18 protein-coding genes and 1 pseudogene are annotated in these 16872 nt (G+C 51.6%); 10 read left to right on the top strand and 9 right to left on the bottom strand.

Annotated elements, in window-relative coordinates:
* Window positions 1-29: 29 nt before the first annotated feature.
* Window positions 30-1289, bottom strand: coding sequence for an ROK family transcriptional regulator (locus JNC80_RS02860; protein WP_220158845.1), 1260 nt, complete (start codon window positions 1287-1289; stop codon window positions 30-32).
* Window positions 1290-1600: 311 nt separating this feature from the next.
* Here JNC80_RS02860 and JNC80_RS02855 point away from each other — a divergent pair, with 311 nt between their 5' ends.
* The 8 genes and pseudogenes from JNC80_RS02855 to trhA all read left to right on the top strand — a co-directional run bounded on the left by JNC80_RS02855 (window position 1601) and on the right by trhA (window position 8380).
* Complete coding sequence (locus tag JNC80_RS02855) at window positions 1601-2623, top strand: substrate-binding domain-containing protein (RefSeq protein ID WP_022710216.1); 1023 nt, start codon at window positions 1601-1603, stop codon at window positions 2621-2623.
* A 187-nt stretch (window positions 2624-2810) separates the two neighbouring features.
* Window positions 2811-3908 (top strand): ABC transporter permease, encoded by a 1098-nt coding sequence (locus JNC80_RS02850; protein ID WP_376709455.1) that lies wholly within the window; start codon window positions 2811-2813, stop codon window positions 3906-3908.
* Window positions 3905-4693 (top strand): ATP-binding cassette domain-containing protein, encoded by a 789-nt coding sequence (locus tag JNC80_RS02845; protein WP_022710214.1) that lies wholly within the window; start codon window positions 3905-3907, stop codon window positions 4691-4693. The genes JNC80_RS02850 and JNC80_RS02845 overlap by 4 nt, the downstream gene beginning before the upstream one ends.
* Window positions 4690-5334, top strand: coding sequence for a nucleoside triphosphate hydrolase (locus JNC80_RS02840; protein WP_376709454.1), 645 nt, complete (start codon window positions 4690-4692; stop codon window positions 5332-5334). Before JNC80_RS02845 ends, JNC80_RS02840 begins: the two co-directional genes overlap by 4 nt.
* A 46-nt stretch (window positions 5335-5380) precedes the next feature.
* Window positions 5381-6079 (top strand): fumarylacetoacetate hydrolase family protein, encoded by a 699-nt coding sequence (locus tag JNC80_RS02835; RefSeq protein ID WP_376709453.1) that lies wholly within the window; start codon window positions 5381-5383, stop codon window positions 6077-6079.
* A gap of 234 nt (window positions 6080-6313) precedes the next feature.
* The gene (locus tag JNC80_RS02830; RefSeq protein WP_028233459.1) at window positions 6314-6502 is read left to right on the top strand and encodes a hypothetical protein; all 189 of its coding nucleotides are present in this window, start codon (window positions 6314-6316) and stop codon (window positions 6500-6502) included.
* Window positions 6502-7398: pseudogene (locus JNC80_RS02825) on the top strand (transglycosylase SLT domain-containing protein); the annotation flags it as partial. The gene JNC80_RS02830 and the pseudogene JNC80_RS02825, both read left to right, overlap by 1 nt.
* A 322-nt stretch (window positions 7399-7720) precedes the next feature.
* On the top strand, window positions 7721-8380 hold the full coding sequence (gene trhA / locus JNC80_RS02820; protein WP_376709451.1) for a PAQR family membrane homeostasis protein TrhA: 660 nt from the start codon (window positions 7721-7723) through the stop codon (window positions 8378-8380).
* A gap of 177 nt (window positions 8381-8557) precedes the next feature.
* Here trhA and JNC80_RS02815 read toward each other — a convergent pair whose 3' ends face one another.
* Window positions 8558-9778 (bottom strand): argininosuccinate synthase, encoded by a 1221-nt coding sequence (locus JNC80_RS02815; RefSeq protein WP_028233458.1) that lies wholly within the window; start codon window positions 9776-9778, stop codon window positions 8558-8560.
* 219 nt (window positions 9779-9997) lie between these two features.
* Here JNC80_RS02815 and JNC80_RS02810 point away from each other — a divergent pair, with 219 nt between their 5' ends.
* Window positions 9998-10657: a LysE family translocator gene (locus tag JNC80_RS02810; protein WP_022710207.1), complete on the top strand. Its 660-nt coding sequence runs from the start codon at window positions 9998-10000 to the stop codon at window positions 10655-10657.
* Between the two features lie 60 nt (window positions 10658-10717).
* Here the strand turns inward: JNC80_RS02810 and JNC80_RS02805 are convergent, their stop codons facing one another.
* The 5 genes from JNC80_RS02805 to JNC80_RS02785 all read right to left on the bottom strand — a co-directional run bounded on the left by JNC80_RS02805 (window position 10718) and on the right by JNC80_RS02785 (window position 14292).
* On the bottom strand, window positions 10718-11188 hold the full coding sequence (locus tag JNC80_RS02805) for a hypothetical protein (protein WP_376709450.1): 471 nt from the start codon (window positions 11186-11188) through the stop codon (window positions 10718-10720).
* Between the two features lie 14 nt (window positions 11189-11202).
* On the bottom strand, window positions 11203-12441 hold the full coding sequence (rlmN, locus tag JNC80_RS02800; RefSeq protein WP_221719157.1) for a dual-specificity RNA methyltransferase RlmN: 1239 nt from the start codon (window positions 12439-12441) through the stop codon (window positions 11203-11205).
* A gap of 300 nt (window positions 12442-12741) precedes the next feature.
* Window positions 12742-13245, bottom strand: coding sequence for an invasion associated locus B family protein (locus tag JNC80_RS02795; RefSeq protein ID WP_022710204.1), 504 nt, complete (start codon window positions 13243-13245; stop codon window positions 12742-12744).
* A gap of 278 nt (window positions 13246-13523) precedes the next feature.
* Window positions 13524-13916, bottom strand: coding sequence for a YkvA family protein (locus tag JNC80_RS02790; protein ID WP_022710203.1), 393 nt, complete (start codon window positions 13914-13916; stop codon window positions 13524-13526).
* An 82-nt stretch (window positions 13917-13998) separates the two neighbouring features.
* Window positions 13999-14292: a 4a-hydroxytetrahydrobiopterin dehydratase gene (locus tag JNC80_RS02785; RefSeq protein WP_376709449.1), complete on the bottom strand. Its 294-nt coding sequence runs from the start codon at window positions 14290-14292 to the stop codon at window positions 13999-14001.
* Between the two features lie 238 nt (window positions 14293-14530).
* On the opposite strand from JNC80_RS02785, the gene JNC80_RS02780 reads away from it, so the two are divergent.
* On the top strand, window positions 14531-15019 hold the full coding sequence (locus JNC80_RS02780) for a low molecular weight protein-tyrosine-phosphatase (RefSeq protein WP_376709448.1): 489 nt from the start codon (window positions 14531-14533) through the stop codon (window positions 15017-15019).
* A gap of 178 nt (window positions 15020-15197) precedes the next feature.
* Here JNC80_RS02780 and thpR read toward each other — a convergent pair whose 3' ends face one another.
* Together thpR and JNC80_RS02770 are read right to left on the bottom strand one after the other, a co-directional pair.
* Window positions 15198-15818, bottom strand: coding sequence for an RNA 2',3'-cyclic phosphodiesterase (thpR, locus tag JNC80_RS02775; RefSeq protein WP_022710200.1), 621 nt, complete (start codon window positions 15816-15818; stop codon window positions 15198-15200).
* A 302-nt stretch (window positions 15819-16120) separates the two neighbouring features.
* Complete coding sequence (locus tag JNC80_RS02770) at window positions 16121-16786, bottom strand: arylesterase (RefSeq protein WP_225685856.1); 666 nt, start codon at window positions 16784-16786, stop codon at window positions 16121-16123.
* Window positions 16787-16872: the final 86 nt, after the last annotated feature.

The raw sequence follows: 16872 nt of genomic DNA, 5'->3' as shown, positions 1-16872 counted from the left end.
GTTTATTGTTCAACTTTGGTAAGACGGGTTTATTGTATGTGTTTAAAAAGAACATTTTGATCAAAGAGATAGCGGCTGAAGATTGGCAGCCGCGCTGCCCCCAGTGCTTTGGCATGAACACCAACTGTGCCTTCTTCAATCACCGGCGGGATGATTCCCTGTAAATTAAGCCTGCCGATTTCATTGCGTGTAGTTTCAACAATCTTGGCGCGTAAATTTTCCGGCATCCAGCCGTCAATAATGGCAGCAGGAAAATCAATCACGCTGGCGGCCGATGAAATGGCATGGGCAAGGCTGCGCGCGGTCAGCAATACCCATTCATCAAGCACAGGGTTGAAAATTTCCCAATTATCCGGTGCCGCCCAAAGCGGAGCCGTGTCTATATTCTGCTGTTTGAGACTGCGCTCCAATATGAACAGAGATGCGGTATCAATCAGCTGGGCAGGACGGCTGATCTGGCCTGCTGTGGTGACGAAACCGTTGCCCATCGGCATGGAACCCAGTGCGCCGGCATTGCCGCTGCGTCCGGCATAAAGCGTATTGTTGAGGACAACGCCGCCGCCGATAAATGAGCCGATGAAAAAATAGACATAATCCGCATAGTCCGGCCCTGAACCGAAGGTCAGTTCCGCGCCGCAGGCGGCGGTGGCATCATTCTGGATCAGAACGGGAAAAGGCAGTTTCAGGCTCAGTGCTTCGCAAATATCGGTGCTTTGCCAGGCCTGCAAATCCGCAGGTGGTGCGCCGACTTCCTCAACCCAGTTCCAGAGTTCAAACGGCATGGCAATGCCGAGACCGGCGATGCGGCTTTGCTGGAAAGGCGTGAGCTGCGCCGTGAATTGCTCAATAGCCGAAAGCGTGAAATGCAGAATATTGTCCGGCACCGGCCACAGATAGGTCTGGTGCATACGTGCGCGGATCGTACCGGTAAAATCAACCAGAACCAGTTCTGCACTGCGACGCCCGATCTTCAGGCCAAAGGAAAACACCCCGTCAGGATTGAGCATCATCGGCTGGCTTGGCTGGCCGACACGTCCGCGCTGTTTCTCACCGCTGAGCAATAATCCGTCCTGCTCAAGATTGCGGATGATGACGGACACGGTTTGCGCCGACAGGCCGGTTAGTCTGGCAATATCTGCCCGCGGCATGGCACCATGACGGCGCACAACGGAAAGGATCAACCTTTCATTATAGGCGCGCATGCCGGTCTGGTCAGAGCCGCGGCTGGTTGTGGCGGGGTCAATAGGGGCGCCTTGCGGATAGTGCATCGGGTGTCCTGTAAGGAGCATTCGGGATAAAGAGCTGGAATAAGAGAATTATTTTTGAAGTAAAGCCTGCGCGGACAGTTTTTGTCATCACGCTGATCTTAGACTGACATAGCGAATTAATAAATCAAGTGGATTTATTAATTGACAGGACTGAAAACCCGTGTTTCCATGATCGCGCTTGCACATATTTCTGGGGGCAATAAATTTGCCCTTTCATGAAATCGCAGCGCAGAGGCGGCGGAAGAGGGCGCCTGAGATAATTGATTTGGCTGGTTCAGCTACGCAGTTCGGTGCTTGAACTGATCGTAGAAAAATGACTCTGGGAGGAGTTCATGAGAAAAACTATTCTTACCTCTGCTTTTGCCCTTCTGGCATTGGGCGTTGCGGGTGCGGGAGCGCAGGCGGCTGAAGTGACGGCTTGCGTGATTACCAAAACAGATACCAATCCGTTTTTTGTAAAGATCAAAGAAGGCGCGACTGCCAAATCCAAAGAGCTTGGCATCAATCTGAAATCCTATGCGGGTAAAATTGACGGCGATACGGAAAGTCAGATTGCAGCAGTGGAAACCTGTATTGCCGATGGTGCAAAAGGTATTCTCATCACCGCTTCCGACACTAAAGGCATTGTTCCTGTACTGAAACAGGCGCGTGATGCCGGTATGCTGGTGATCGCACTGGATACACCGCTGGAACCGGCAGATGCTGCGGATGCAACTTTCGCAACAGACAATTTTCTGGCCGGTGAACTGGTCGGCAAATGGGCTGCAGGGCGTCTGGGTGATAAAGCCAAAGATGCTAAAGTGGCTTTCCTGAACCTTACCGCCATGCAGCCGAGTGTTGACGTGCTGCGCGATCAGGGCTTTGCCACAGGTTTCGGTATTGATCCGAAAAACAAGGATGTGCTCGGCGATGAGGATGATCCGCGTATTGCCGGTCGCGATCTGACTGACGGCAATGAAGAAGGCGGCCGCCGCGCCATGGAAAACCTTCTGCAAAAAGACCCGAATATCAATGTGGTACACACCATTAACGAACCTGCTGCTGCCGGTGCCTATGAGGCGCTGAAAGCTGTTGGCCGCGAAAAAGATGTGATGATTGTTTCCATCGATGGCGGTTGCCCGGGTGTGAAAAATGTGGCTGACGGCGTGATCGGCGCAACAGCGCAGCAATATCCGATGCAGATGGCAACACTTGGTATTGAGGCAATTAAGAAATTTGCTGATACCGGTGAAAAGCCGAAGCCGACAGATGGCAAGACCTTTGTTGATACCGGTGTGATGCTGGTAACCGACCAGCCGGTTGAAGGTGTTGAATCCATTGACACCAAAGAAGGTCTGGCGAAGTGCTGGGGCTGATCCCCGTGCCTTTCTAATAGAGCATAATTTCTTAAACTTGAATCAGTTGAAGGTAAAATTATGCTCTAATTTTAAAGTGTTAGAGCGACCTTGTGTAGCGCCCGGTCGGGCGCACGGCGCTCTAAAAAATCAACCGGCGTGATCTTCATGCCGGTTCCTTTTCAGGCTGCAGCAACCGGAAGCTCCTATGACAGAAACCACGCAAAATCATGAAACGGAAGTCAAGCGCACCCCGCAGGATTTTGAAAAGGTTCTGGTGAACAGCGCTTCCGGCGTTGCGAGTTTTGAGAATGAGGATCGCAGTCTGCTCTACAGAATGCGTGTGATCCTGCATCACAATCCGGCAGCAGTACCGCTGATCGTGCTGGTGATGTCACTGGCGATTTTTGCTGTTCTGGTCGGATCCAAGTTTTTCTCTGCCTTTGCGTTGACACTCATTTTGCAGCAGGTTGCCATTACCGGCATCATTGCTTCCGCGCAGACACTTGTCATTCTGACGGCCGGTATTGATCTGTCTGTCGGTGCAATCATGGTGCTGTCTTCGGTGGTAATGGGGCAGTTTACTTTCCGCTATGGTCTGCCGCCGGAACTTTCCATCCTGTGCGGTTTTGCCGTCGGTGCATTATGCGGTTTTTTCAATGGCTGGTTCGTGGCCTATTGGAAATTGCCGCCTTTCATCGTCACGCTTGGTATGTGGCAAATCGTATTGGCAACCAATTTTCTCTATTCCGCCAATGAAACCATCCGTGCGCAGGAAATCACCGAAAAAGCGCCAATATTGCAGTTTTTCGGAAATAATATCCGCTTCGGCGGTGCGGTCTTTACCTATGGTGTGATTGCCATGGTGCTGCTGGTTCTGGTTCTCTGGTATGTGCTCAATCATACGGCATGGGGGCGGCATGTTTATGCGATCGGCGATGATCCCGAAGCGGCACAGCTTTCCGGTGTACGTGTCAAACCGGTTTTGATGTCGGTTTATATTCTGGCCGGACTGATCTGCGCACTGGCCGGATGGGCGATGATCGGTCGTCTCGGTTCGGTCTCACCGACGGCGGGGCAGTTTGCGAATATTGAATCCATTACGGCTGTGGTGATCGGCGGGATTTCCCTGTTCGGTGGTCGCGGTTCCATTCTCGGCACATTGTTCGGTGCATTGATTGTCGGCGTGTTTTCGCTGGGACTGCGCCTGTGGGGAACTGATCCGCAATGGACCTATCTGTTGATTGGTGTCCTGATTATCGTTGCGGTCGCAATTGACCAGTGGATCAGAAAGGCTGCGGCATGAAACAGTCAGTTCAGCCGGTTTTATCGGCAAAAGGCCTCGTCAAACGCTATGGCCGTGTTACGGCACTGGATCATGCAGATTTTGATCTCTATCCGGGAGAAGTTTTGGCGGTTATCGGCGATAACGGTGCAGGAAAGTCTTCACTGATTAAGGCGCTGTCCGGTGCGATCCAGCCGGATGAAGGTGAGATTTTCCTTGATGGCCAACCGGTGAGCTTCCGTTCACCGATTGCCGCGCGGGCAGCAGGCATTGAAACTGTTTATCAAAATCTGGCTTTGTCGCCTGCTTTGTCGATTGCGAATAATATGTTTCTGGGGCGCGAGTTGCGCAAACCCGGATTGATGGGCAGTGTGTTCCGCCAGCTCGATCATAAGAAAATGGAGCAGATCGCCCGCGATAAGCTTTCAGAACTCGGATTGATGACCATCCAGAATATTTCGCAAGCGGTCGAAACGCTTTCCGGCGGTCAGCGTCAGGGCGTGGCAGTGGCGCGTGCGGCGGCTTTTGGCTCCAAAGTGGTGATTATGGATGAGCCGACAGCCGCGTTAGGGGTTAAAGAATCCCGTCGCGTGCTTGATCTTATTCAGGAGGTGAAATCACGCGGACTGCCGATTGTACTGATCTCTCATAATATGCCCCATGTGTTTGAAGTGGCGGATCGTGTGCATGTGCACAGGCTTGGCAAAAGACTGGCGGTGATCAATCCCCGTCAATGTTCTATGTCTGATGCCGTGGCGCTGATGACCGGCGCACTGACTCCGACTGATGAGATGCTGGCTGCATGATGCCTGAAACACCTGTGATAAAGCGTGAAGCGCTGGCTGCGGAAATTCTGGCACGCGCAAAGGGGCGCGAGCGTCTGATTGTTGCAATTGCGGGAGCACCTGCTGCGGGAAAATCCACGCTGGCGGAGTCACTGTGTCAGGAGATTAATGTTTTGTCCGCCGCTCAGCCATCTGTTGTCGTGCCGATGGACGGGTTTCATTATGATAATGCCATTCTGGATGTGCGTGGTTACAGGGCGCGAAAAGGTGCACCGCATAGTTTTGATGCGGATGGTTTTCGGGCGCTGTTGTCCCGTTTGAAATCGGAAACCGGTGATATTGCGATTCCGGTTTTTGACCGGTCAATGGATCTGGCGCGGGCGGGGGCTGCCATGGTCACAGCGCAACATCAGATTTTACTGGTCGAGGGTAATTATCTGCTGCTGGATCAGCCTGTCTGGTGCGATTTGCGCCAATATTTTGATTTGAGCATTTTCTTGCAAGTGCCGCTTCCGGTTCTGGAACAGCGTCTTATTCAGCGCTGGCTGGATCATGGTGCGGATTATGAAGCAGCCAGAGCGCGTGCGCTTGCTAATGATATTCCGAATGCGCAAACCGTGACAGAGCAGTCCCGTGAGGCAGACTTTATCTTGCAGGATTGAAACTTTCCTGTAGGCTCGGGCAAATTCAGAATTTACCAGTAAGAGAATGCCCATGTCTGAGACGCTGATCTTTCCTGCCCGCCCGCCGGTAACCTTGCCGATTGAGGGGAGCGATCAGCGCTTTCCTGTTCGCCGTATTTATTGTGTGGGCCGCAATTATGCAGACCATGCGCGGGAAATGGGACATGATCCGGATCGTGAACCACCATTTTTCTTCCAGAAAAATCCTGATAATCTGGTGACAGATGGCGGTAATTTTCCCTATCCGCCGCTGTCCAATGATGTGCATCATGAAATTGAGCTGGTTGTTGCCCTTCATAAAGGCGGAAAAAATATTCCGGCAGCTGAGGCGCACAACCATATTTACGGTTATGCCGTCGGGCTGGATATGACACGGCGCGACATGCAGGGTCAGGCTAAAAAACAGGGGCGTCCTTGGGAGACTGCCAAAGCGTTTGAGCATTCCGCTCCATGTTCTGCATTGGTGCCTGCAAGCCGTATCGGTCATCCGCAGGATGGTGCTATCTGGCTGAAAGTTAATGGTAAAACTGTCCAAAAAGGTGATATCAATCAGCTGATCTGGTCTGTGCCGGAAACCATTGCAATTCTTTCCACACTCTATGAATTACAGGCCGGTGATCTGATCTTTACCGGTACGCCTGCGGGTGTCGGCGCTGTTGCGCGGGGCGATATTCTGGAGGGCGGCGTTGACGCTATCGGACATCTGACAACAAAAGTTGTCTGACCCTTTTGGCGCGGATTGCATTTTACGGCTGGTCTCACGGGCGGAATCTCTGTAAATATTTCATCAACCATGAGATGGAATCCTCAATCTTCGGGATTCTATGACGATTTCTACTGCATGAGCGATACAGTTTCCGGTTGCGTTTAATCAATGCATTCTGCTGTGTCGCTTCTTACGTTTGTCGGGCGATGGCTTGTGCTGCCCGCAAACGAAGACAACAAAAAGGATCGCCCGATGGCATTCGAAGAGATCAAGGCGGAAATCGCTTTACTGTTTGAGCAGATGGTCAACCAGCCGGAAGACATGCATGAACTGGCTGAGTCCATTCGTGAGAAGCTCAATGCGATGAGAGCCAGTGGTCTGCCATTGCCGGAAGATCTGGTTGAACTCGAAAAACGTCTCAACAACGAAACGGGTGCCTGATGCGATTTTCAGCTCTGGCTCTCCGTTCTGCTGTTCTGCTCTCCGGTGTTGTGGCCTTGTCGGCCTGTACCACCACAAATAATTCAAAAACTGCCGCTAATTCGGCAACAACTCAGGCTGTTGATGTTGCCGTGGCTGATATGGCGACAGCCGTCGGAGCGCCCGCAGAGGCTGCTTCTATCGACGCTAATCCTGACGGCAGCGCAAAAGGTGCTACAATCGCAGCTTCTGCCTATGCGGCAGAAAAGGGCAATGCTGCACAGGTCGCCGCTCTGGCCGTGACAGAAGCAGGCGATCCGGTTTTGCCGGCTACCGTGCCGACACCGGCATTCCGCCAGACTGCAACAGAGGCTTTGATTGCAACGGCAACACCATCTCTGGCAACCGGTGCACATAATACACCGGGCGAAGTGAAATATACCGGCGTTACCAAATCCGGCACTGCGAACCATCTGGTCGAGCAGCGCGCTGAGATTGCGGCAGACAGCAAGCCGGAACTGCATAATCTAATCGGCCAATATGCGGCAGCCTATCAGGTGCCGGAGCGTCTGGTGCACCGCGTTGTGCAGCGTGAGAGCCGTTATAATCCTGTTGCCCGTAATGGTCCGTATTTCGGCCTGATGCAGATCAGCCATGCCACGGCACGCGGTATGGGCTATGATGGCAGCCCGCAGGGACTGCTCAATGCCAATACCAATCTGCGTTATGCGGTAAAATATCTGGCCGGTGCCTATAAAGTTGCCGGTGGCAATGAAACGCAGGCCGTGAAATTCTATGCCCGCGGCTATTATTATGATGCCAAGCGCAAAGGTCTGCTGGAAGAAACCGGTCTGCGTAAAGGCCCGAACTCCATCCGCACCGCTTTTATTGAACCGGGTAAAGCTACAGAAGCCGCAAAGGCTGTGACAGCCGCAGCAACCGGCAATGTTGTTGATGTGGCGCAAACCGATCCTATGGTCACGCAGTCTGTTGCTAAATCTGCAAAAACATCGCGTGTGCAGCCGAACAGACGGGATTTCAGCACCCGCTGATCTGAAAATTTTGCAAGTTTTAAACCGCCTGTTTTCTAATGAAGCAGGCGGTTTTTTATTGTCTGCATCTCTGATCGGGTAATTTTACAGGCAGGTCATTTTGTCGTCATGAATCTATAATCATTCTGACGCATACTCAATTTGAACTCGCTTTTTATCATCACCCCGAAATTGTGCAGGCGGCACCATGAACCAGATTTTACAAAAGGCCGAAGCCTCCGTTGCACGTCTCTATGACAAGGCAGAATTATGGGCGGATGGCATTGTCCATGTTGTGGGCGTGGCTCTGGCCGTTGGCGGCGCAGCCGTGATGCTGTGGTATTTTGCAGGGCAGATTTCACCGGTGATTTATATTTCCGCGCTGATCTATGTGCTGAGCCTCGTGGCTGCCCTGACGATTTCTGCAATTTATAATATATGGCCGATCTCACCGGTGAAGCAGTTTCTGCGCCGCTTCGATCACTCCATGATTTATGTGCTGATTGCCGGAACCTATACGCCCTTCATCATGAAAATGGGTGAGGGAGCAGGTTGGCATTTGGGGCTGGTCTGGTTGATCGCGTTTTGTGGTATTGCACTGAAGCTGACAATGCCCGGTCGTTTTGACCGCTTGGCAATTCTGCTCTATCTGGCGCTCGGTTGGAGCGGTGTGTTGATTTACGACCAGCTGTTGCAGTTCCTGCCCCTGCAAGTGGTGGTGCTGATTGCCGCCGGCGGGATTATTTATTCACTCGGCGTTATTTTCCACGTCTGGGAACGCCTGCGTTTCCAGAATGCAATCTGGCACGGCTTTGTCGTGGCGGGAGCGGCGCTCCACTACAGTGCTGTCTTTCTCGCCGTCCACTAGGGATTCCGGCTCTGGCGGTCTGCAAATGGCAATTTTCTCCGCTCCGGTTCTCGAAAATCACCATTTTCGCCACGCCATAACCAAAATCCAACGCTGCGTTTGTGATGCCAAAAGATAAATAAAAAACAGCCGGATTGCTCCGGCTGTTCTTACTGTTTCAGTCTTTAGTTGGCTTGATTAGCCGCGGTTGCGGGCAGCCAGTGTGCGCAGACGCAGTGCATTAAGCTTGATAAAGCCCGCAGCATCTTTCTGGTCATAAGCGCCGTGATCATCTTCAAATGTCACCAGCTTGTCGGAATAGAGCGACTTGTCGCTCTCACGGCCGGTCACAATCACATTGCCCTTATAGAGCTTCAGTGTCACTTCGCCTTCTACATGACGTTGGCTGTGGTCGATTGCAGCCTGCAGCATTTCGCGTTCCGGCGAGAACCAGAAGCCGTAATAGATCAGTTCCGCATAGCGTGGCATCAGTTCATCTTTAAGATGTGCTGCGCCGCGATCCAGCGTAATGCTTTCAATCGCGCGGTGTGCTGCCAGCAGGATAGTGCCGCCCGGTGTTTCATAAACGCCGCGGGACTTCATGCCAACGAAACGGTTTTCAACGAGGTCAAGACGACCGATACCATTGTCGCGGCCATAGTCATTGAGTGCAGCCAGCAGGGTCGCAGGCGACATGCGCACGCCGTTGATCGAAACCGCATCACCGCGCTCAAAGCCGACTTTGATGATGGTGGCTTTGTCCGGTGCCGCTTCCGGCGAGATTGTGCGCATATGCACATATTCAGGCGCTTCAACAGCCGGATCTTCCAGTACTTTACCTTCCGAGGAAGAGTGCAGCAGGTTGGCATCGACGGAGAACGGTGCTTCGCCCATCTTGTCTTTTGCCACAGGAATCTGGTGCTTTTCAGCAAAATCGAGCAGGTCTGTACGGCTCTTGAACGACCAGTCACGCCAAGGAGCAATGATCTTGATATCCGGATTCAGTGCATAGGCTGACAGTTCGAAACGAACCTGATCGTTACCCTTGCCGGTTGCACCGTGTGCAATCGCATCCGCGCCGGTTTTCTTGGCGATTTCGATGAGGTGTTTGGAGATCAGCGGACGGGCAATCGAGGTGCCGAGCAGGTAAACGCCTTCATAAACTGCATTGGCGCGGAACATCGGGAAAACGAAATCGCGGACGAATTCTTCACGGACATCTTCAACGAAGATTTCTTTGATGCCGAGCATTTCAGCTTTTTTGCGTGCCGGTTCCAGTTCTTCACCCTGACCGAGATCAGCAGTGAAAGTCACAACCTCAGCACCGAGCTCGGTCTGCAGCCATTTCAGAATGATAGAAGTATCGAGACCGCCGGAATAAGCGAGCACGACTTTTTTAACGTCTTTCCAGTTGTTCATTTTATGCATCCAGTACGAGCCGGTACGGCATCTGAGTGTTTTTCGCTTTGCAGCGATGAAATTCTGATATTTCTTTTATCATCTCAATAGTGTGAAGCAAGCCGTCTTAATGGCACAGTCGTGAGATTGTTAAATTTTAGATATGCCCGTGTAAATCCGGTTCCGCAGAAACAAATTCTGCGTTAGTTTGGCCAAACTTAACCGCTTCGGGGCGCATGCATGTCATTCTTAAATTCTCTGACTTTTATTCCGGACTGGCCGGTTCTGGTTCAGTTCGCTATTGCGACATTTATCCTGTCGATCACACCGGGCCCGGATATGACACTGTTTGTTGGTCGTGCCTTATCTGAAGGGAAGGCAGCAGGTTTTGCCTGTCTTGCGGGAGCCTCCAGCGGCATCGTCATCCATACCACAATGGTGGCGATTGGTTTGTCTGCGCTGATTATTGCGTCACCAAGTGCCTTCTGGGTGCTGAAAGTTGTCGGTGCCGGATATCTGGTGTTTTTGGCTATTCAGGCGCTGCGTAAAGGTTCTGCCTTTTCGCCGGAAAAAAGCAGCGGCAAAAAACATACGTTGTTTCAGAATTGGGCAACGGGTTTAGGGATTAATCTGCTCAACCCGAAGATCATCCTGTTCAACATGACCTTCCTGCCGCAATTCGTGTCAGCGCATGATCCGCATGCACCAGGGAAACTGTTTTTCCTCGGCCTGTCTTTCATTCCGCTTAGCCTGCCGGTAGTGGTGCCGATGATTTTGGCGGCAGATAAATTTGCCGGTCTTTTGAAGAAAAATCCGACGGTCACACGCTGGGTGGATTATGTTTTTGCGGGTGTGTTCTCAGTTTTTGCGCTGAAAATTCTGCTGGCTGAAGGCAAATAATTTATAGCATGTCTCCCAAAAGCGGATGCCGGTTTTGGGAGACATGCGTGAAAAGAAAAATTATTTGGTTTCCGGTGTGTCTTTGCCGGAAACCAGATTGCTCCAGCGTCCGGCTATCAGCCAATAGGTAAAACCGCCGATAATTCCTGCGGCTGCGCAGCTCATCATCATCATGGCTTCGTCAGCATTTTTCACATCGGGCTGAAAACCTGCCACGAAGAGAATAATACCGGCTGCCAAACCACAGAGACTGTAAAACAGGCTGTCGCGTTTGTTGAAATATTCACCGATGGCAATAGCTGCAAGTGCAGGCCAGAAGGCGAGATAACCGATAATCATTGCCATGAATGGTGTGGCAACGAACAGTCCTGTGCCGAAGCCATATTCAAAACCATCATTGATGATATCCGGCAGCATGCCGATGGTGGAGATCAGCATAATATTCAGAAAAAGACCTGCAGCCAGAACAGCACAGCCATAGCCAAAGATGATGACTGTGAACCGGCCGATCAGTTGCAGGCTTTTATCCATGTTGAGGACTTATCTCAGTCTTCGCCGTGATTGGCGATCATCATGGCTTCCAGAGCCAGACGATCAGTTTTACGCATGCGCTCGGATTCCGATTTCAGCTGACCGCAGGCGGCGAGAATATCGCGGCCGCGCGGTGTGCGGATCGGCGAGGCATAGCCCGCTGCATTCACATAATCGGCAAAGCGTTCAATCTGCTCCCAGTCGGAGCACTGATAGTTGGTGCCCGGCCACGGATTGAACGGAATAAGATTGATTTTAGCCGGAATACCTTTGAGCAGCTGCACCAGTTTCTTGGCATCTTCCAGACTGTCATTGACGTCTTTGAGCATCACATATTCAAAGGTGATGCGCTTGGCATTGGACAGACCCGGATAAGCGCGGCAGGCTTTGATCAGTTCTTCCAGCGGGTATTTCTTATTGATCGGCACCAGCATGTCACGCAGATCATCGCGCACGGCATGGAGCGAGATCGCCAGCATCACGCCGATTTCTTCGCCGGTGCGGTAGATTTCCGGCACAACGCCGGAGGTGGAGAGTGTGATACGACGCTTGGACAGCGACAGACCATCACCATCCGAGGCAATCAGCAGTGCTTTTTTGACATTATCAAAATTATAGAGCGGTTCGCCCATACCCATCATCACGATATTGGTGATCTTGCGGCCTTCCGCAGGCACAATCGCACCATCCGGTGTGTTGGTTTCAGGGAAGTCGCCGAGACGGTCACGGGCGGTGAGCAGCTGCGAGAGGATTTCTTCTGAAGTCAGATTGCGTACCAGCTTCTGTGTGCCGGTATGGCAGAAAGAGCAGGTGAGGGTGCAGCCGACCTGAGAGGAAATACACAGCGTGCCGCGGCCTTCTTCAGGAATGTAAACACATTCGATTTCAACCGGACGTCCCGCGCCGCGTGGCGGAAAGCGGAACAGCCATTTACGTGTACCGTCGGTGGAAATCTGTTCTTCCACAACCTCCGGACGGGCAATGGTGAAATGCTCGGTCAAAGCGCTGCGCAGGTCTTTGGAAATATTCGCCATATCGGCAAAGTCTGAAACACCGCGCACATAGAGCCAGTGCCAGAGCTGCGCGACGCGCATCTTGATCTGTTTGGCCGGAATGCCGATTTCCAGCAAGGCCTCACCCAGTTCCTCACGGGAAAGACCGATCAAAGTCGGCTTTGGTGCCAGCATTGCACGGGCATTGGCGGCCAGTGCATCACGGGTCTGAGGCGTGGTAAGGTCATAAGAAATAGACATCGGTTTTACTTAAGGCTCACAATTGCATAGCCGCATCAGAAGGACAAAAGCCCTGATTGGAAACTGATAAAACGGCACTGTTGCATGATTTAATGGGGGCGTTTTTCGCGATGAGATCCGCAAGAATACCCTGAAGTGCGGCCTCATAGCACGGAAATGGCGCTGCGTCACGCTTTTATCAAGGGTTATGATTTGCGACTTTTTGTATTCATTGCCGGAATGCAAAAAAGCCGGACATAAATCCGGCTTTTAAACTTTTCAGATTTTACCCGCTTTTGCGGCATTTCTGACCAGCCCGCTTTAGCGGCACTTCTGAATTGCAGCGAGCGCTGCTGAAATGCCCTTCAGGGAATAGGTATAGGTGGTTTTTGTACCACGCTTTGATGCAGCATTTACAACCATATCCGCACCGCCGCGCATGGCAGCAATCAGCTTTGGTTCTTCTGCGGCATTTTCCATCCAGCCGGATTTACCATTGGTGAACATATTAAAGCGCGCATTGCCGATGGTGACGGTCACTTTAGAATTGGCCTGCAATTCATAACCGGCCATAAATTGCGGCTCAAAAGATACGTTCTGGCCTGGCTTCTGGCTGACGAGGAAGAAATTATCTCCGTGGTCTACAGATGCAGGCTGCTTCTGGGTCGGGACGGACAGGACATAACATACTTTACCGTTGCCCGACTGATAGCTGTATGCGCCCCAGGCGTTGAACTGGCTGATCTGGCTCGGCGACTGGGCAAGCGCACTGCCTGCCATAGCCATTGTGAACACAGAAGCCGCGACGATCGATTTTCCAAGCATAGGTCCTACCGGTTCTCTTTCGTTTTGCTTCAAACTCAAAATCCGGGAAACATGCTGTTTAAGGCACGTCCCGTTTGTTTGTCTTAATTTGACTTAATCTGGGTTACCAAACCGTGAAGTTTTGAGGCAAAAGAGAGGTTTTTCTGAAGAATATGCAGAAATTCTCACTCACTTGCCCTTATGCGTGACTTCAGCATCAGGAAAACGGCGATAGTTTGTTCTCAGGTTTTTTGATTCTGTATTCTTTGAAATCAGCGATTTGTGCAGACGGACAGAGGTCAGTGCTCCTGCGGTTCCGCGTCAGGGTTCTGACTTAAGGATTGTCGCGCGGCGGCATAATGCGCCGGTGTAATATGCCGGCGTACAGAGGCCAGCGCTGCCATTAAGACAGCCATATCGTCGGTGAAGCCGATGCCGACCAGAAGATCCGGTACAAAATCAAAAGGCAGCACGAAATAAGCAAGTGCGGCAAGCAAAGTTGCACGCACACGGGCAGGTGTTTTCGTATCCAGCGCGCAATAATAGGATGCGACCAGATCTTCTGTAAAAGGCACTTTGCCTGCGGTCTTTTTCAGGGTCTTCCAGAAATTTTTGCGCACACGCTGTGCACGGCTTTCCTGTTCGCGCTCTGAGCCCGGCTGCAAAATTTCACCTATTTTGACATCATCCATAGCAAAACCTCATCGGGAAAGAGATGGTGTGACCTGAGCGCCTTTACAAGATATCAGAATTGTTGCCGGTACCGAAAACGGATCACCCAGCATAATCATTGATGAGTTGCGCCATGCGCATATCCAGCGCTGTCAGACCTTTGGCCGAATGGGTGGTGAGGGTAATTTCGACCTTATTATAGGTATTTGACCATTCCGGATGGTGGTCGAGTTTTTCTGCGGCCATGGCAATACGGGTCATAAAGGCAAAGGCTGCATTGAAGTCGCGGAATTTGAAGCTTTTACGGATTGAGCCGTGATCTGCCGATAATTCCCAGCCGGACAGGCCGGACATGGCTGCTGAAATTTCTTCACGGGTTAGGGGTGTCCGGGACATGGCAAGCTCCTGAGACGGTCAAAAACAGGGATATTAGAACGGGATATTAGCATAAAACCGGATTAAATTATCGTAACTTGTTTTTTATACAGTTTCGGTTCATTTCACATTTTATATTGATGCTGTATCAGAGCAAATTCTGATCGGAGCCAATCATTGATCCAATGATTGCACAGGCTGAAACACGCCCGCATCTGTTGCTTATAAGTCTTATAGTGTGAATGTCGGGGGGGAATGTATGTCGCAGCCATTTTCGATACTTTTCATCTGTCTTGGTAATATTTGCCGTTCTCCTCTGGCTGAAGGTGTTATGCGCAGCGTTTTGCAGGAACGCTTCCCGCAGCGGGAATTTTTGATCGATTCCGCCGGTACCAACGGGTATCACACAGGAGAGGCTCCGGATGAGCGCTCTGTTGCCGTTGCGGCAAGAAACGGAATTGATATTTCCGCACAACGCTGCCGCCAGCTTGGGGCTGTGGATTTCAATCGCTTTGATCTTATTTTGGGCATGGATCAGAATAATTTGATGACAATCAACCGTCTTGCACCAGCAGGCAGTTCTGCGGTGACAGGCTTGTTCACCGCAGTGGCACGGGATGGTTTTGCGGGCAATAGCGCTGATCGCGGAGAAGAAATCCCTGATCCGTATTATGGCGGAAACGCCGATTTCGAACGGGTTTACCGGATGGTTCGGGAAGCAGCCGAGGCACTGGCCGACAGGTTATAATGTGGCACTGGCCGAAAGACAGCTTACTAAAAAAGCGGCAGAGTAATCTGCCGCTTTTTTGTTTAATAGGCTGATGCAGCACTTTGTCTATTATGGTGCCGCAACTTACTCTGCGGCGCTTTGTTTCGCAGGATGCCGCAACTTACTCTGCAGCGCTTTGTTTAGCAGGGTGCTGCAGCTACTCTGCAGCACCGGCACGAAACTGATAATGCAGAGGCGATGCCCCGTCTTCAAAGCCCGCATTAAATGAAGGCTTGCGCAGCGGCCACACTTCTTCCGTGACATAAGGCCCGCCGCCGGTGGATTCCTTCGACGACATCAGCACAAAACGGGTGACGTTGAACGGCAGCGTGGTGAAATTGCCCCGCTCCGAGAGATAGCGGGCAATCTGCATATCCGGCAGGCCTTTGAGCCGTGCCAATGTGACATGCGGGGTAAATTTGCGCGGGTCAGGCGGCAGCCGCAATCTCTGGCATATCCGTTCCATCTCTGCCTGCAAGGCCAGCAGTTCAGGGGATGGCGTAACACCGGCATAAATACTATGCGGTTTTTTGGTGCCGAACACATCGACGCCGGTCAGTTGCAGCGTAAAGCCGGGCCGGTCAATCCGGTCAAGCGCGTGAACGATCTCATCGGCCACATGACCTTCGACATCGCCGATGAACCGTAATGTGATGTGATAATTTTCCGGATCAATCCAGCGGACAGAACCTTTGGGTCCGATAAGCCCGCCACGCAAAAGTGAGAGTGACAGGGCAGCATCCCGGGAGATTTCGAGGGCAGTGAAAAGGCGCGGCATAGCATCCTCCTCAATGGGATATGGTCTCAAATATGGTTCTTTCCAAACCAGCACCATTGACTTGCGGTCTGATCTGGAGCGGCTCCTCAACCTGCAAGTGAAGCAGATTGCAAAGCCTTAACTGACAGCGAACCACCGATCTGCTCATTGCACAAGTGCTTTGTGAGATAAGCCCCAAAACTTTGTCTGCTCGTGTTAAGTTTTGCGGGTTTTTACCAGATCATGTGTTGCTGATTGAATAACTATCATACAGATTGTGTCAGGAAGATGAATCGCACTTGTTGATAATCTTCCCGGCAGGATCAGTTGAGATCAATTGATTCCTGATCCAGCATGGCCTTCACATCCGGCAGAATATTGGCAACCATGACCTTCACACCTTGCGGGTTCGGATGCATTCCGTCTTCCAGCAGCAGTTTTTTGTCAGCTGCCACACCGTCAAGAAAGAACGGGTAAAGTCTGACCTGATATTTGTCTGCGAGCTTTTGATAAAGCGGATTAAATTTGGCGGCATAATCTGCACCCATATTCGGCGGTGCAATCATTCCGGCCAGTAACACCGGAATGCCGCGTTCCTTTAGACGCGCCAGCATCTGGTCGAGATTTTTCTCGGTCAGTTCAGGGGAAATGCCGCGCAGGGCATCATTCGCACCAAGCTCCAGAATAACCAGTTGCGCTTCATCCGGCACAGACCAGTCAAGACGAGCCAGACCGCCGCTGGAGGTGTCGCCGGAAACACCGGCATTGGCAACTGCGGTTTTATAACCGGCTTCACTGAGTGCTGTCTGCAATTGGGCGGTAAAGCCGTCGGTCTGCGCTAGCTGATATCCGGCCATCAAACTGTCGCCGAAACCTACAATCTGCACTGTATCTGCAGCATTTTCCTGTGCCTTTGCGGGTAATGAGACAGCCCAAAAAAGACCCAGCAGCAAAGCCATGCCTGTAAGATGTATGAACCGCAATGCCATTGGTTGTTGATCCTGTCCGAGTTTTCTTATTTGCATATGGCGAATATTCTGTAGCTTGCAAGAGCCAAATTTATGGTCAGGGCAAC

It is taken from the genome of Pseudochrobactrum lubricantis (assembly GCF_041929865.1).
In the GTDB taxonomy this organism is placed as follows: domain Bacteria; phylum Pseudomonadota; class Alphaproteobacteria; order Rhizobiales; family Rhizobiaceae; genus Pseudochrobactrum; species Pseudochrobactrum saccharolyticum.
This window is presented reverse-complemented; position numbering and strand designations above follow the sequence as displayed.

What these genes read in the sequence shown, in the direction of transcription:
- JNC80_RS02860 (WP_220158845.1), bottom strand. Translation starts at nt 1,289, where the DNA reads ATGCTCCTTACAGGACACCCGATGCACTATCCGCAAGGCGCCCCTATT.
- JNC80_RS02855 (WP_022710216.1), top strand. Translation starts at nt 1,601, where the DNA reads ATGAGAAAAACTATTCTTACCTCTGCTTTTGCCCTTCTGGCATTGGGC.
- JNC80_RS02850 (WP_376709455.1), top strand. Translation starts at nt 2,811, where the DNA reads ATGACAGAAACCACGCAAAATCATGAAACGGAAGTCAAGCGCACCCCG.
- JNC80_RS02845 (WP_022710214.1), top strand. Translation starts at nt 3,905, where the DNA reads ATGAAACAGTCAGTTCAGCCGGTTTTATCGGCAAAAGGCCTCGTCAAA.
- JNC80_RS02840 (WP_376709454.1), top strand. Translation starts at nt 4,690, where the DNA reads ATGATGCCTGAAACACCTGTGATAAAGCGTGAAGCGCTGGCTGCGGAA.
- JNC80_RS02835 (WP_376709453.1), top strand. Translation starts at nt 5,381, where the DNA reads ATGCCCATGTCTGAGACGCTGATCTTTCCTGCCCGCCCGCCGGTAACC.
- JNC80_RS02830 (WP_028233459.1), top strand. Translation starts at nt 6,314, where the DNA reads ATGGCATTCGAAGAGATCAAGGCGGAAATCGCTTTACTGTTTGAGCAG.
- trhA (WP_376709451.1), top strand. Translation starts at nt 7,721, where the DNA reads ATGAACCAGATTTTACAAAAGGCCGAAGCCTCCGTTGCACGTCTCTAT.
- JNC80_RS02815 (WP_028233458.1), bottom strand. Translation starts at nt 9,778, where the DNA reads ATGAACAACTGGAAAGACGTTAAAAAAGTCGTGCTCGCTTATTCCGGC.
- JNC80_RS02810 (WP_022710207.1), top strand. Translation starts at nt 9,998, where the DNA reads ATGTCATTCTTAAATTCTCTGACTTTTATTCCGGACTGGCCGGTTCTG.
- JNC80_RS02805 (WP_376709450.1), bottom strand. Translation starts at nt 11,188, where the DNA reads ATGGATAAAAGCCTGCAACTGATCGGCCGGTTCACAGTCATCATCTTT.
- rlmN (WP_221719157.1), bottom strand. Translation starts at nt 12,441, where the DNA reads ATGTCTATTTCTTATGACCTTACCACGCCTCAGACCCGTGATGCACTG.
- JNC80_RS02795 (WP_022710204.1), bottom strand. Translation starts at nt 13,245, where the DNA reads ATGCTTGGAAAATCGATCGTCGCGGCTTCTGTGTTCACAATGGCTATG.
- JNC80_RS02790 (WP_022710203.1), bottom strand. Translation starts at nt 13,916, where the DNA reads ATGGATGATGTCAAAATAGGTGAAATTTTGCAGCCGGGCTCAGAGCGC.
- JNC80_RS02785 (WP_376709449.1), bottom strand. Translation starts at nt 14,292, where the DNA reads ATGTCCCGGACACCCCTAACCCGTGAAGAAATTTCAGCAGCCATGTCC.
- JNC80_RS02780 (WP_376709448.1), top strand. Translation starts at nt 14,531, where the DNA reads ATGTCGCAGCCATTTTCGATACTTTTCATCTGTCTTGGTAATATTTGC.
- thpR (WP_022710200.1), bottom strand. Translation starts at nt 15,818, where the DNA reads ATGCCGCGCCTTTTCACTGCCCTCGAAATCTCCCGGGATGCTGCCCTG.
- JNC80_RS02770 (WP_225685856.1), bottom strand. Translation starts at nt 16,786, where the DNA reads ATGGCATTGCGGTTCATACATCTTACAGGCATGGCTTTGCTGCTGGGT.